The sequence below is a fragment of the Capnocytophaga bilenii genome (assembly GCF_017565765.1).
GTDB lineage: Bacteria > Bacteroidota > Bacteroidia > Flavobacteriales > Flavobacteriaceae > Capnocytophaga > Capnocytophaga bilenii.
On sequence record NZ_JAGDYP010000003.1, the window covers coordinates 285,730 to 300,958 of the forward strand.

Here is a 15,229-nt window from a genome sequence, read left to right on the forward strand (position 1 = left end):
AATCTTAAACTAGTGATGTCTGTAAAGCCTATTTACTAAATACAAAAGTGAAAAGAATTGTAAAAGATCTAAGCACATTAAAGGCTGTGTAAAAAACACAATAGCTATTGTTTCTATGGACAAACAGCAGGTGCAACGCTTTTTCTAGAGAGTAAAATTTGTTTTACAAAAGGCATTTTTTATTGAAGAAAAACAGAATGTAAATTTATAAAATAATAGCTCTAAATGAAAAAAATATTTATAGCAGGAGACTTTTCTTATTACATATATGAACGATCTGTCATTGAAAGCCTTTCTAGATTGGGATATAATGATATTCAAGAGTTTCATTTTAAAAAATACTTTTCTAATATTATAGGTAAAATAGAAAGACATTTTGTTTTTGTAGGGATTTGTACCTTATTAATGAACTTGTGCTTATGGATAAAAGTTTTTATAAAAAAACCTGATATACTATTAGTCTGGCGAGGCACTATGGTGCTACCTATTACTTTGTGGTTGATAAAAAAGACTGTAAGCACAACTTTGGTATCATATAATAATGATGACCCTTTTTCTGAATTTTATAAAAAAAACTTGCAAAAAGTAAGCTGGAAAAATAGAATGAACCAGCGTAGATTATGGACATATTTTGTAAAAGGATTACCTTTTTTTGACCTAAATTTTGTGTATCGACAAAAGAATATAGAGGAATATAAGACAGCTGGCGCTAAGCAAGTAAAGCTATTTATGCCTTACTATATTCCTTCACAATTACCACAGCAACCTCAAACAAAAGTATATGATATTATATTCATAGGACACTATGAAAAAGATCACAGAGTAACGTGTATTGATGCTCTTTGCCAAGCAAATATATCTATTGCTGTTTTTGGAGCGGGTTGGGAAAATAAGTTGTCGCATTATAATAAATATATATATCCTATATATGAAAAAGAATACTATGAAACTATTAGCAAGGCAAAGATATCATTAGTATTTATGTCTAAGCGTAACAACGATGAATATACCCGCCGTTGTTTTGAAATACCAGCTTGTGGAACAATGATGCTTTCAGAGCGTACCCCTGCCTTGCAACGATTATATAAAGAGAATGATGAAATAGTCTTTTTTGACACTCCTGATGATTTGGTACAAAAAGCGACATATTATTTGCAAAATAATCGTTATGAAATAGTTGGGAAGAATAGCCAAAACAGAGCTGCACAAAGTGGTTATGATATAGATAGTAGAGTTAAACAATTATTAAATGATATTTTCGAATGAAAACATATATTTTTATACAGAACATTATAGCTCCATATAGAGTATCTTTTTTTAATGATCTTTTCACAAAAGGGTTCAATTTTAAAGTATTTTATATGAGAGAAAGTGAAATGGGGAGAAGTTGGAGGATTGACTTGAAAAAGCTAAATTATCCTCATTTTATTGATACAAAAGGGTTCTATTTTTTTCTTAAGAAAATAGGTTTTCATTTTCATTTTAATCCTTTTCTTATTTATAGGCTTTTGAAAGAAAAAGAATCTGAACTTATTCTAGGAGGTTCTTGGAATGATATAAATGTAATTACTTTGTGTGTTTTAAAAAGACTAGGAATTACTAAAAAGAGGTTTCATATATGGTCTGAAGCTAATATGAATACACTTGGTGCTAGGAAAGATAGTTTAATAAAAAGGACTATTAGAAATTTTGTTTTTAATACTATTGATGGCAATTTTATAGTACCAGGGAAAATGGCGGAGCTAACTTTTGAAAAATGGAATATTAAGCCTAAAAAATTTGTACATCTTCCTAATTTAATTGATGAAAATGTATTTCAGTTAGAAAATAATTATTTAGAAAAACGTAAACAAAATCCATTGCCAGTTTTTTTTATACCTATACGCTTAATAGAATCTATAAAAGGAGCACTTAATTTTTTTAATGCTATAGGCATCGAAAATATTAAAAGATCAATATTCCTGATAGCAGGGGATGGGGATGATGAAGATTTATATAAAGAGTATATAAAAAATAATGAACTACAAGAAAATATATTTTTGTTAGGATTTCAGAATTACCAACAAATAAATAATTTATATAATAAAGCTAATATCTTTTTATTACCTTCATTTTCAGATCCATCTCCATTATCTATTGTAGAGGCTTTGAAAATGAAGCTCCCCCTATTAGTGTCTACATATTGTGGAAATCATTATGAGGCACTTAAAGAAGGTATTAATGGATATGGCTTTAATCCACATAATTCTAATGAAATTAAGGAAAAATACGAAAAACTAATGTCAGAAAAAGAAATGTTTGATGAATATGGATTAAATAGTTTTCAGATCTATTTGAATAATTTTGATAAAAACACAAGAATTGAAAACTTTACACGTCAAATGAGAGAAGATAAATTATAGTATAGTAGTTGTTAATATAAGTAAAGGATAAGAACAGAACAAGTTGCTAAATATATAGAATGATGTCATATAGCTATTTGCTTTCTATTTTTGTAAGATTGCTAATATACATATTGGTAATCTTGTATTCTTTTTTTGAAGAATCTTCTAAATTGTTACTGTCGTTAGCGATAGTAGCCAATCTTTCTATTATATTTAAAACTTATAAGAGTTTGCCTATACTCTTGATGTTTTTGTTTTTTCTTACTTATATAGTAAATGTCATCCCATTTTTTTTCATGGGAGAATATATATTTGCTTATCATCCTACAAAAGGTTTTTATGAAACACTACAAATACATACTATTTTTTTATGTACTTTAGACACTTTTTTGCAACCTATAAAAAAGAACATATATATCAATGAAAAAATACCTCAAGCAAAGAATGTACTTTTATATTTATTTTTAACTGCATTTTTTGTGTTTTTTCTTCTATTTGCAATAAGAGGAGATACAATTTTAGACACAGGAGGATATGGGCAGCAAGGAAATACAACAAGTCTAGGAGGGGTAGGGGAATATTTTCTTTTACTTATTCCTTTATTATATATATATAGTGGAAAAAGCTATATAATGAAAAAAATACTTCATATTCTAATGCTCTTGATGAGTGTAAAGTTATTGTTATATGGAGGACGTATTGGAGTATTGATGATGGGGTTGTTATACTTTACATTGTATTATGATACTCAAAAAAATCATATATCATTATTTAAGATTTTTTGTTATGTAACTCCCATATTATATATTTTTGTATTAATGGGAGCTATCAGAGGGAATATTACTTTGGCATCAACTTCTTCTTGGTATGAACTTTTTCTTTTGCCTTTTAGAGGAGATTTTTTAAAAACTTTTAAAGAATTTTTTGGGAACCAGAATGATATTTTTTACTCTTCTACCATACTTAATCAAACAGCTCTGTCAGACACCTTAAATGTATATACACGTTTAGAAATATTTTTCTATAATATACTTTCTTTATTTCTACCCTATTCTTGGCTTCCTGAAAAAGCATCTGTAATAACTTATATTCAGAAAAATATTGCACATACAGGAGGAGGGGCTCTTATTAGTGCTTATTCATACTTTTACCTTTCTTATCCAGGAGTGATTCTTATAGGTTATTATATAGCTTCTCTAATAAATAAATTACAAAAAAGTAAAAATATTTATTTTATATTGTATAGTATTGTAGTCTTAGCGACCTATCCACGCTGGTTTGGGTATAATGCAATTGGATTATTTAAAATATCATTTTATATAATTCCTTTATATTTAGCAACAACATTACTTCTGAAAAAAAATGAAAAACATACTATTCGTGGGTGAATTGCCTCCTAAAACTATTCACGGAGTAAGTAACTCTAGTGCTATGAATATTAAAATACTTTCACAGTGTTTTAATCTATTTCCTATTGAAGAATACATTCCTTTGTCTAATCACAATCAATTTACTCTATCAAAAATAAAGCAAATATACTATATTGTAAGACAAATTAGAAAAAAGGTTAGGCAAACAAGTTTTGATTTTTTTTATGCTAATATGGCAATATCATATTTGGGGATGCTTAAGAATATTCTTTACTTAATGGCTTTTAAACAAAAAAGTAAGGGTAAGGCGATTTTTCATATTCATCGCGGCGACTTTGAATCTTTTTATAATCATTCTATTATTTCTAAATTGCTTATTAATTTTTTTGTAAAAAGAGCAGATAAACTTATTTTTTTGAGTGAAACTTTAGTTCCTAAACATTTAGAAGGGAATACAAAGGTATGTTGTTTAGCCAATACTATTATTCCTGAGAGGGAATATCTTATAAGAGAAAATAATAAGAACAACTTACTATATTTATCAAACTATATAGCTGAAAAAGGAATTATAGATTTGTTAAATGTTTTCAAAACGATAGAAGATAATAATTTGACACTAAATTGCTATGGGAGCTTTACTGATAAAAAGTTAGAAAAACAAATAAGAACTTATCAAAGTAATTCAGTACGTATAAATAGTGTTTTAATAGAAGAAAAGTTTAATACAATTCATAATGCCGATGCTCTTGTGTTACCTTCTTATAATGAAGGACAACCCTTAATTATCTTAGAAGCTATGATGTGTGGTACTATAGTAATAGCTTCTGACGTTGGTGATATTAGAAATATGTTAGGAGATGATTACCCGTTTTTGTTTCAAGCTAAGGATTTGGAAGGGCTAAAAAAAACAATTTATTTATATCTAAAAACAGATAAAGAAACATTAACAAATCTATCAGAACACTTACAAAAACGATATTTTAAGTTTTATTCAAATAAAATCCATAAAGAAAGAATATTAAAGATATTTGATTATGAAAGTTAGTATTGTTACACCTACCTATAATAGTGCAAAAACAATTGTTGATACAATTTTATCAGTCAATAAACAAGATTACGCTAATATAGAACATATTATCATAGATGGAGGGTCTAAAGATAATACACTTGAGCTTATAAGAAACACTCCCAATAGAGTAAAAAAAATAATTTCAGAGCCTGATAAAGGGATTTATGATGCAATGAATAAAGGAGTTGCGCTTGCTACAGGTGATATTGTTGGCATTCTCAATTCAGATGATTTTTATAATTCAAATGATGTAATAGCGAAAGTCGTAAAAACTTTTCAAGAAGGAGAATATGAAGGAGTGTATGGAGATTTAGAATATGTAGACGCAAGGAACACCAATAGAGTTCTTCGTTATTGGGAATCTAAAGCTTATAAAGAAGGTTTGTTTAAAAAAGGGTGGCACCCTGCCCATCCAACTTTTTTTGTGAAAAAAGAAGTATATGATAAGTATGGCAACTTTAATCTGAAGTATAAAATAGGAGCAGATTATGAAATAATGCTACGTTTTATAGAAAAAAATAGAATTAAAGTCGCATATATACCTGAAACCTTGGTAAAAATGCGAGTAGGAGGAGCTAGTAACCAAAGTATAAAAAACATTATTAAAGCTAATATAGAATGCTATAATGCCTGGAAAGATAATGGTTTATCTATTTTGCCATTTGTATTTATCTTAAAACCACTCTCAAAAACTCTACAATATTTAAGAAAATGAATACTTATCTTAGTAATAAACTAAAAATTTTATCACTAATAGCAATGGTATTAGTGGTGTTTATTCATTCCTACATTGAAACTACTACAAATAATACTCTAATGTCTGAATCCATAGCTTTTTTGCAGTATTTCATTAGTCAAGGGGAGGCTCGTGTACCAATCCCCATTTTTTTAATGTCATTATTACAATAATTTTATGTATTATTATAGCTAAAGGACTGCAAAAATATATGCCTAACTTGTATAGTATCATTATCAGAGGAAGATAAATGAAAATGTATCAAGGAAAATAAAATAAATTTTGTACCTTTGCAAAAAATATTGGAAATGAATAAAAAAGCACTTATCACAGGAATTACAGGGCAAGACGGAGCGTATCTCGCAGAGTACCTGCTTAAAAAAGGTTATGAAGTACATGGTATGAAACGCCGTTCGTCTTTGTTTAATACTGATCGTATTGATCACCTTTACCAAGACCCTCATCTTGAAAATAGAAATCTTATACTTCATTACGGCGACCTGACCGATAGTATGAATATCACGCGTCTTATCCAAGAGGTACAACCCGATGAAATCTATAACCTTGCAGCGATGAGCCACGTACACGTGAGTTTCCAAACTCCAGAATATGTGGGTAATGCAGATGGCTTGGGCACCCTTCGTATCCTTGAAGCGGTACGCTTGTTGGGACTTACTGAAAAAACTCGCATCTACCAAGCTTCTACTTCTGAGCTTTACGGTTTGGTACAGCAAGTCCCTCAGAGCGAAAAAACACCTTTCTACCCTCGCTCACCCTATGCAGTTGCAAAACTCTATGCCTATTGGATTACCGTGAATTATCGTGAAGCTTATAAAATGCACGCTTCTAATGGTATATTGTTTAACCACGAATCGCCTATACGAGGGGAAACTTTCGTAACTCGTAAGGTAACCCGTGCGCTTAGTAGAGTCGCCCTAGGTATGCAAGAAAAATTTTATATGGGCAACCTTAGTTCGCAACGCGACTGGGGGCACGCTAAAGACTATATCAAGGCGATGTACCTCATCTTGCAGCAAGATACTCCAAGCGACTATGTAATTGCTACTGGTATTACCACAGCTATTCGTGATTTTATTAGCTTAGCAGCACAAGAAATAGGACTTACCATAGAATTTAAAGGCGAAGGAGTTAATGAAAAAGGCTATATAACAGCTGTAAACAAAGCTGTTTTTAGTGAAAAAGTAGGTGAAAAGTACCTTGCACATATAGAAGATAAAATAGCTAAAAATGAAGCTGTAGTACTAGTTGACCCTCAGTATTTCCGACCAACAGAGGTAGATTTGCTTATTGGAGACCCTACAAAATCACAGACAGTTTTAGGATGGAAACCACAATATGACCTTAAAGGATTGATAGAAGATATGATGCGTTCGGACATTAAACTTTTCAAACGCGATGCTTACCTCAAAGAAGGTGGTTTTACAATAATGAATTACTTTGAATAATGGATAAAAACGCTAAAATATACATTGCAGGACATAATGGCTTAGTAGGTTCAGCAATTTGGAAAAATCTTACAGAGAAAGGCTACACTAATCTTGTAGGCAGAAACAGTACAGAATTAGACTTGCGCGATAACCAAGCTGTGATTGATTTTTTTGCACAAGAACAACCAGAATATGTATTCTTAGCAGCAGCTAAAGTGGGAGGTATTATGGCTAATAATACGTATCGTGCCGACTTTATCTACGACAACTTGATGATTCAGAATAACGTAATTCACGCAGCGTTTCAATATAAGGTAAAAAAATTACTTTTCTTGGGCAGTACTTGTATTTATCCTAAAGAGGCTCCGCAGCCAATGTCAGAGAATTGTTTGCTTACTTCGCCCTTAGAATATACAAACGAACCGTATGCTATTGCTAAAATAGCGGGAATCAAACTTTGCGAAAGTTACAATTTGCAGTATGGCACCAATTTCATAGCAGTAATGCCAACCAATCTTTATGGGCCTAATGATAATTTTCACCTTGAAAATTCGCACGTATTACCTGCTATGGTTCGCAAAATACATTTATCAAACTTATTGCGACATAATGATTGGGAAGGCGTACGAAAAGACCTTGATAAACGACCTGTAGAAGGCGTTTTAGGGCAAAATACAGACAATGAAATAGCCGCTATATTAGCTAAATATGGCATTACAGCGCAAAAAGTAACTTTGTGGGGTACAGGAACTCCCTATCGTGAGTTTTTATGGAGTGAAGATATGGCAGATGCGTGTGTTTTTGTGATGGAGCGTGTCGATTTCAAAGATACTTATCCCGTAGGAGCTAAAGAGGTTCGCAATACTCATATCAATATAGGAACAGGTAAGGAAGTTACAATTAAAGAGCTTGCCTACTATATAAAGCAAACCATTGGTTATGAAGGCGAAATAGAATTTGACACCACCAAACCCGATGGTACAATGCGTAAACTTACCGACCCAAGCAAGCTACACAATTTAGGTTGGAAACATAAGATTGAACTGCAAGAGGGAATTAAACTGATGTATCAAAATTATTTACAAACCATTTAATTTTTTTCCTCAATCTCACCCAAAACTTTGCCAATGCTTACCACAGTATTGGCAAAGTTTTTTTATGCTTATACACAGCAAATTACCTATAATTGATAATTATTTACTACCTTTGCAAAAAATATCCAGATGATACACCTCCACGAGTTTATAGATAAATACGTTACCAAGCGTCCTGAAAGTATGTTTAGGGCAGATTTGCACGCCCATCAATCAGCATTAGCAAAAGCCATCGAAGGCAAAAGCGTATTAGTTATTGGTGGAGCAGGTTCTATTGGCAGTTCGTTTATAAAAGCTCTTTTGCCTTTCAGTCCTAAATCATTAGTAGTCGTAGATATCAATGAAAACGCACTTACCGAGCTTACGCGCGAGTTGCGTAGCACTTCAGCCTTTACCGTGCCTACCGACTATGTAACTTACCCGATGAGCTATGCCGATGAAGTTTTTGTAAAGATGTTCAAGGCACGCGCAGGTTTTGATATTGTAGCCAATTTTTCGGCACATAAGCACGTACGAAGCGAAAAAGATAAATATTCAGTAGAAGCATTGCTCAAAAACAACGTAGTAAATGCCAAAAAACTATTAGATTTATTGTGCGATTACCCCCCACAACACTTCTTTTGCGTCTCTACCGACAAGGCTGCCAACCCCGTAAATATAATGGGCGGCAGCAAAAAAATTATGGAAGATATGATAATGGCTTATGCCAAACACTTCCCTGTAACTACCGCTCGCTTTGCCAATGTAGCCTTTTCCAACGGTTCGCTGCCCGCAGGATTCTTAGAGCGCATTGCCAAAAACCAACCCCTATCAGCTCCTTGCGATGTAACCCGCTATTTTGTGTCGCCCGAAGAAAGCGGACAAATATGCCTAATGGCTTGTATATTAGGCAGTAGCGGACAGATATACTTCCCAAAGCTAAAGAAAGAACAAGTACTTACCTTCTCAGAAATAGCCACCCAGTTGCTCAAAGAATTAGGTTATACGCCACTTGAGTGCCAAAGCGAAGCCGAAGCAATCGCCAAAGCCGAAAGCAGAAAAGAAACCGACAAATGGTACCCCGTTTATTTCTCAAAAAGCGACACCACAGGCGAAAAACCCTATGAAGAGTTTTATACTGAAGGCGAAAAGGTAGATTTAAACAACTATACATCTTTAGGCGTTATCAGTTTGCAATCGTTTAAAGAAGTTTCTGAAATAGAAAGTTTTATAAATAAGTTAACCCAACTATTCAACAACCCTGCTACCGAGAAGAGCGATATTACCGCACTGATGAAAGAATTTTTGGTAAATTTCGACCATCACGAAACAGGACGCTATTTAGATAGTAAGATGTAAAAGCCGAGCGAAGGTTGAGCGAAGAAAACTCACCAATTGCCGAATATGTAACAAAAATTATCTGAACTACAGATAATACTTAAAGAGATTAATCAATATGGAACTACCACGTTATGAAATACTTCCTAATAAGGAAGTGAATAGTTTTACTTTCATTAGTGAAGGGAAAAAAGGAAAGATACAAAAGGGAATATTTTATGAGCAAACAACCATAAAGGGTGTTTTCAATTTAGTATTGGGTGATAGAGACCCACTAACAGGTAAGTTAGATGATAAAGTAGTTACCGATAATGGTGATACCGAAAAAGTATTAGCTACTGTTGCTGCTACAGTTTATTCATTTACAGATAGTAATCCTACAGCTTATATATTTGCAAGAGGCAGCACACATTCACGAAATAGACTATATCGGAGAGGGATTACTAAGTACTTATCGCAAGCTCTTGAAGATTTTATAATCTATGGAATGTTACCAAATGAAGAATTTGAAATTTTTACCCCAACTACTGATTATATAGGATTTTTAATTCAACGAAAAATGAAATAGTTATGAATAAAGAAGAACAAAAAGCATTTGAAAAAAAAATGTGGGATAAATACCAAATAAAACTAAAGTTTAGAGAGGACGAAGATGATTTTATCTCTAATTACAGAAATAGTGAGGAGTTTAAGCAAAAAATGAATGAAGTAAATAAACTCCTTAGCAGAGTTCGTTTTCCTGAGAAACTTTCTAACCAAATAAACTAATAACCACAATGAATATACCTGAAACCATAGCCTTTATACGAGATCTTTACGGCGAAAAAGATGCATTTATACCTCTACACGCACCCACTTTTGCAGGTAACGAAAAAAAATATTTAGAAGAATGCATCGATACAACTTTCGTATCGAGTGTAGGTAAATTTGTCGACCTCTTCGAGCAAAAAGTGGCAGAATATACAGCTGCCAAACACGCCGTAGTGTGTGTAAATGGTACCAATGCACTCCATATTGCCTTGAAAATTAGTGGGGTAGAGGAGGGGGATATGGTAATTACCCAACCTCTTACTTTTATTGCAACTACCAATGCTATCGTCTATGCAGGTGCAGTTCCCGCCTTTGTAGATGTTGATAAAGATACTATGGGGCTTTCGCCTACATCATTGGAACGATTTTTGCAGGACAATGCCCAGCTACGCAACGGAGCGTGTTATCACAAACAAACAGGTAGGCGTATCAAAGCCTGCTTGCCAATGCACACCTTCGGACACGCCTGCCGTATAGAAGAAATTATAGCCATTTGTGAACACTATCACATCGCTGTAGTGGAAGACGCTGCCGAGGCAATGGGTAGCTACTACAAGGGCAAACACTTAGGCACCTTTGCCCCCATAGGAGCTATTTCCTTCAACGGTAATAAAACCATTACCACAGGTGGTGGCGGAATGATACTCACCAATGATGAAACCATAGCACATAGGGCAAAGCACCTTACCACACAAGCCAAACTGCCCCACGCTTGGGAGTTTGTGCACGATGAAATAGGCTATAATTACCGAATGCCTAATATTAATGCCGCTTTAGGAGTCGCTCAATTAGAACAGTTAGACGGCTTTTTAGCCAATAAGCGGGCTACAGCCGAAGCCTATAAAGCCTATTTTGAAAAACAAGGCATTGCGTTTTTTGCCGAACGAGAAAACGAAAAATGCAACTACTGGCTTAATGCTATTATTTTAAAAGATAAAGAAGAGCGCAACGCCTTTCTTACTGAGGCAAATGCACAAGGAGTAATGAGTCGCCCCATATGGCAACTGATGAACCGTTTGCCAATGTTTGTAAATTGTGAGCGGGGCAACCTTAGCAACGCCGAATGGCTTGAAGCAAGAGTTGTAAATATCCCAAGCGGAGTAAGAAAATAAACCAAGTAAAAAAGAGAATGTAATAAATAAAAAAGAGAATGTAAAAGAGAAACTAAATAATAATTTTATGAGAAAAAAACTTTTTTTTTGTTTGTTGTCTTTTAGCACATTGAGCGTCTTTTCGCAGGAACGCCTTGATCTTATCAACAAACATTTTACAGGAGCTATCAATAAAATTGTAGTTGGCGACAGCATCAGCAGTATGCAGTCTATGAAAATCCGTTTTTTGAAAGACAAGGCTATTATTGAAGAAGAAAGACTATCAGTTGCTAAAAAACCACGTCTTATCTACAAGGTAGAAGTAGCTTGGCGCATCAACAAGCGCAACAACCAAGTTATCTTCTCAGCTGCTAACAACAACTATTCGTATCAGGATTACAATTTCTATTTTAGAGATCAGTTCTTGAGAGGTGTTTACAATAAAGAAGATGATAAAATAGTAGTGTTAGACATTAACTTTGCAGAGACAAACTAACACAACAAAAACAAATGATTATAAATAGTTGAAAAACAAAAATCAAAACAAAAAAATAATGAGTAATAAAATTCCTTGGCAAGATCGCCCAGCGGGGTGCAATGATGTGCTATGGCGTTATAGCGAAAACCCTATTATTGGAAGATACGACATTCCAAGTTCAAACAGTATCTTCAATTCAGCAGTGGTACCCTTTGGCGATGGCTATGCAGGTGTATTTCGCTGCGATAATAAAGCTGTGCAAATGAACATATTTGCAGGCTTTAGCAAAGATGGATTGCATTGGGAAATCAACCACGACCCAATAGTGATGAAAGCGGGTAACACAAGCTTTATCCCTTCCGACTATAAGTACGACCCTCGCGTTACTTTTATTGAAGACAGATATTGGGTAACGTGGTGCAATGGCTATTGCGGGCCTACTATCGGCATTGCCTACACCTATGATTTTAAAGAGTTTTTCCAATGCGAAAACGCCTTCCTTCCGTTCAATCGTAATGGAGTGCTTTTCCCTGAAAAAATAAACGGCAAATACGCAATGCTTAGTCGCCCAAGCGATAATGGGCATACCCCTTTTGGTGATATTTTTGTGAGCTATAGTCCTGATATGAAATACTGGGGCGAACATCGTTGTGTGATGAAAGTATCTCCTTTTATGGATAGTGCTTGGCAATGTACTAAAATTGGTGCAGGAGCAGTGCCTATCAAAACAGCTGAAGGCTGGTTATTGTTTTATCACGGTGTAATCAATACCTGCAACGGCTTCCGTTACTCTATGGGGGCAGCTTTGCTCGATTTAGAAGACCCAAGCCGAGTGATCGCGCGCACACAACCTTATCTTTTAGCGCCTGCTACCTTGTACGAAACTACTGGCGATGTGCCTAATGTAGTATTCCCTTGTGCAGCTTTGCACAGTACTGAAGAGGATAAGGTAGCTGTATATTATGGTGCTGCCGATACTGTAGTAGGGGTTGCCTTTGGACATATCAGCGAGATAGTGAAATTTACAAAAGAAAATTCACTGTAGTTTAAAAGGATAGCAAAATAAGAAAAATTGCGTGATTTTCCGTAAATCACGCAATTTTTCTTATTTTTGCATTTCAAAACCCTATAACAATGATAGAAACACCGACCTAAAGCAATTAGTTGATTTAGGATTTTTAGAAGTAATACCCGTCAATAAGAAGAAACAAAGCTATATAAAGTCGGCTTCGTTTTACAACTTGCTGCAGAGAAGGTAGTTATTTCATATTGGGCTCTATACCTGTATTTTATAAATGAGCAACAAAATTCCATATTTATAAAATATTATAAAACAATACATTAGAAAAAAAACACGAAATAAAAATCGCAAAAATGTAGGATATTCAATTATTATTATTACTTTTGCGTTTGAAAAAGAAAAATTTAATCATACAATTTTTATCTTAATATAAATGAGAACAATACAGTTTAGAGAAGCCGTATGCGAGGCAATGAGCGAAGAGATGCGTCGCGATGAATCGGTTTATTTAATAGGTGAAGAAGTAGCCGAATACAACGGTGCTTACAAAGCCTCTAAAGGAATGCTCGATGAGTTTGGACCAAAACGCATTATCGATACCCCTATTGCCGAAAGCGGTTTTGCAGGTATCTCGGTAGGAGCAGCAATGAATGGTAACCGTCCTATAGTTGAATTTATGACGTTCAACTTTTCATTGGTAGCTATAGACCAAATTATCAACAATGCTGCCAAAATGCGCCAAATGTCTGGCGGACAATTTACTGTGCCTATCGTTTTTAGAGGCCCTACCGCATCAGCAGGACAATTAGCCGCAACTCACTCTCAAGCGTTTGAAAATTGGTATGCCAACTGCCCTGGTTTGAAAGTAGTGGTACCTTCTACTCCTTACGATGCTAAAGGATTGCTAAAATCGGCAATACGCGATAACGACCCTGTTATCTTTATGGAATCAGAACACATGTATGGCGATAAAGGCGAAGTGCCTGAAGAAGAATATACTATTCCATTAGGTGTTGCTGATATTAAACGTGCAGGTAATGATGTTACAATAGTATCTTTTGGTAAAATCATCAAAGAGGCTCACAAAGCTGCTGAACAATTAGCAAAAGAAGGTATTGAGTGTGAAATCATCGATTTGCGTACTGTGCGCCCGTTAGATTTTGAAACTATATTCAATTCTGTAAAGAAAACCAATCGTTTGGTTATTTTAGAAGAAGCTTGGCCTTTCAGTAGTGTATCTTCAGAAATCACATACCAAGTGCAAGAGCATATTTTTGATTACTTAGATGCACCTGTACAACGTATCACCACTACCGATACACCAGCTCCTTTCTCTTCAGAATTATTGAAAGAGTTTTTACCTAATGCTGAAGATGTGGTAAAAGCAGTAAAAAAAGTGCTTTATAAATAAGATAGTTATAATTCATTTCATTGAAGCATCCTTGCTAATTTTAGTAAGGGTGCTTTTTTATTCCCTGAAAACTACAGATAATTAAGCATAAAATGCTTAAAGTACTGTTAAAATTAATCTATAGCTGTGTTAAATTTTAAATTGCTTATATTGACGGATTTTAACTATATAAACAGATGTTACTCTTAATTTATACACAAAAATTAAGAATAAACTCAAGAAAATTAACAAACCAATTATGTTAAAGAAAAAAAGTCTTTTTTTCATACTTTGGATTTTATCAAAAAATAATTACCTTTGCTGCAGAATAGATGAAAGAAATAATATGCCATTAGTAAGAACATTCGAGATCGATCCTCACACAGTCTTATATGTATGGACTGTAGAGGAAGCCCTTGCGAAATTACAACAAGGGGTCTCACTATCGCCTGAACAGCAAAACCTGTTTGAGGCTATTCACAACGAGGCGGCTAAGAAAAATTTTTTAGCAGCTCGTTTGCTCCTGAAAGAGTTAGGCTACGATGCCACCGCTCTTTATTACGATTCTTATGGCAAACCATTACTCAAGAGTGGCTATCAAATATCAATAAGTCATTCGTTTAACAAAGTATCTATCATTATAAGCACCAAGCACAAGGTAGGTGTTGATATAGAAAAAAAGCGAGAAAAAATTGTCCGCATTGCAAGTAAATTTACGCAATGGAACTACAGCAAAGCTGCTTTTTCCGAAGATACTATTGTTCAAAAACTCACAATGATATGGTGTGCTAAAGAAGTCGGGTTTAAAATCCATAATACACCTTCCCTTACACTCAATGATGTAAAAGTACGTGACTTTTTCCCTACCGATAAATGTACGGAAATAAAAATAGACAATACCTTTTACACCGTTTATTTCAAAAACTTGGAAGAGTATGTATTAGGATATTGTTATGAGTAATTTAATTTTGTTTTCATTAATCACAGCTTAGAAGGCTACAGCTTTCTAAGCTTTTTTTGT

Annotated in this window: 15 protein-coding genes; all 15 read left to right on the forward strand. The window is 34.0% G+C overall.

Going from position 1 to position 15,229, the window contains the following annotated elements:
- Positions 1-225 precede the first annotated feature (225 nt).
- The gene (locus tag J4N46_RS05745; protein WP_208058497.1) at positions 226-1,266 is read left to right on the forward strand and encodes a CgeB family protein; all 1,041 of its coding nucleotides are present in this window, start codon (positions 226-228) and stop codon (positions 1,264-1,266) included.
- A gap of 95 nt (positions 1,267-1,361) precedes the next feature.
- Complete coding sequence (locus tag J4N46_RS05750; protein ID WP_236013755.1) at positions 1,362-2,402, forward strand: glycosyltransferase family 4 protein; 1,041 nt, start codon at positions 1,362-1,364, stop codon at positions 2,400-2,402.
- A gap of 212 nt (positions 2,403-2,614) precedes the next feature.
- Positions 2,615-3,772: a hypothetical protein gene (locus J4N46_RS05755; RefSeq protein WP_236013757.1), complete on the forward strand. Its 1,158-nt coding sequence runs from the start codon at positions 2,615-2,617 to the stop codon at positions 3,770-3,772.
- Complete coding sequence (locus J4N46_RS05760; protein ID WP_208058500.1) at positions 3,747-4,799, forward strand: glycosyltransferase family 4 protein; 1,053 nt, start codon at positions 3,747-3,749, stop codon at positions 4,797-4,799. Before J4N46_RS05755 ends, J4N46_RS05760 begins: the two co-directional genes overlap by 26 nt.
- Complete coding sequence (locus tag J4N46_RS05765; protein WP_208058501.1) at positions 4,789-5,538, forward strand: glycosyltransferase family 2 protein; 750 nt, start codon at positions 4,789-4,791, stop codon at positions 5,536-5,538. The genes J4N46_RS05760 and J4N46_RS05765 overlap by 11 nt, the downstream gene beginning before the upstream one ends.
- Positions 5,539-5,867: 329 nt before the next feature.
- Entirely contained in the window at positions 5,868-7,025 is a 1,158-nt protein-coding gene (gene gmd, locus J4N46_RS05770) for a GDP-mannose 4,6-dehydratase (RefSeq protein WP_208058502.1), read from the forward strand.
- A complete protein-coding gene (locus J4N46_RS05775) occupies positions 7,025-8,101 on the forward strand; it encodes a GDP-L-fucose synthase family protein (RefSeq protein WP_208058503.1) in 1,077 nt (358 codons plus the stop codon). The genes gmd and J4N46_RS05775 overlap by 1 nt, the downstream gene beginning before the upstream one ends.
- Positions 8,102-8,230: 129 nt before the next feature.
- Positions 8,231-9,439 (forward strand): UDP-N-acetylglucosamine 4,6-dehydratase, encoded by a 1,209-nt coding sequence (locus tag J4N46_RS05780; protein ID WP_208058504.1) that lies wholly within the window; start codon positions 8,231-8,233, stop codon positions 9,437-9,439.
- 97 nt (positions 9,440-9,536) lie between these two features.
- Positions 9,537-9,986 carry a DUF6934 family protein gene (locus J4N46_RS05785; protein ID WP_009416954.1) on the forward strand — a complete coding sequence of 150 codons (450 nt, stop codon included), beginning with the start codon at positions 9,537-9,539 and terminating at the stop codon, positions 9,984-9,986.
- Positions 9,987-9,988: 2 nt separating this feature from the next.
- On the forward strand, positions 9,989-10,186 hold the full coding sequence (locus tag J4N46_RS05790; RefSeq protein WP_009416955.1) for a hypothetical protein: 198 nt from the start codon (positions 9,989-9,991) through the stop codon (positions 10,184-10,186).
- 8 nt (positions 10,187-10,194) lie between these two features.
- Entirely contained in the window at positions 10,195-11,340 is a 1,146-nt protein-coding gene (locus J4N46_RS05795; RefSeq protein ID WP_208058505.1) for a LegC family aminotransferase, read from the forward strand.
- 67 nt (positions 11,341-11,407) lie between these two features.
- Positions 11,408-11,815 carry a hypothetical protein gene (locus J4N46_RS05800; protein ID WP_208058506.1) on the forward strand — a complete coding sequence of 136 codons (408 nt, stop codon included), beginning with the start codon at positions 11,408-11,410 and terminating at the stop codon, positions 11,813-11,815.
- A 58-nt stretch (positions 11,816-11,873) separates the two neighbouring features.
- Entirely contained in the window at positions 11,874-12,842 is a 969-nt protein-coding gene (locus tag J4N46_RS05805) for a glycoside hydrolase family 130 protein (RefSeq protein ID WP_208058507.1), read from the forward strand.
- Positions 12,843-13,251: 409 nt separating this feature from the next.
- The gene (locus J4N46_RS05810) at positions 13,252-14,229 is read left to right on the forward strand and encodes a pyruvate dehydrogenase complex E1 component subunit beta (protein ID WP_208058508.1); all 978 of its coding nucleotides are present in this window, start codon (positions 13,252-13,254) and stop codon (positions 14,227-14,229) included.
- Between the two features lie 325 nt (positions 14,230-14,554).
- Positions 14,555-15,169, forward strand: a complete 615-nt coding sequence (locus J4N46_RS05815; protein ID WP_208058509.1) for a 4'-phosphopantetheinyl transferase family protein — start codon at positions 14,555-14,557, stop codon at positions 15,167-15,169.
- The last annotated feature ends 60 nt before the right edge of the window (positions 15,170-15,229 follow it).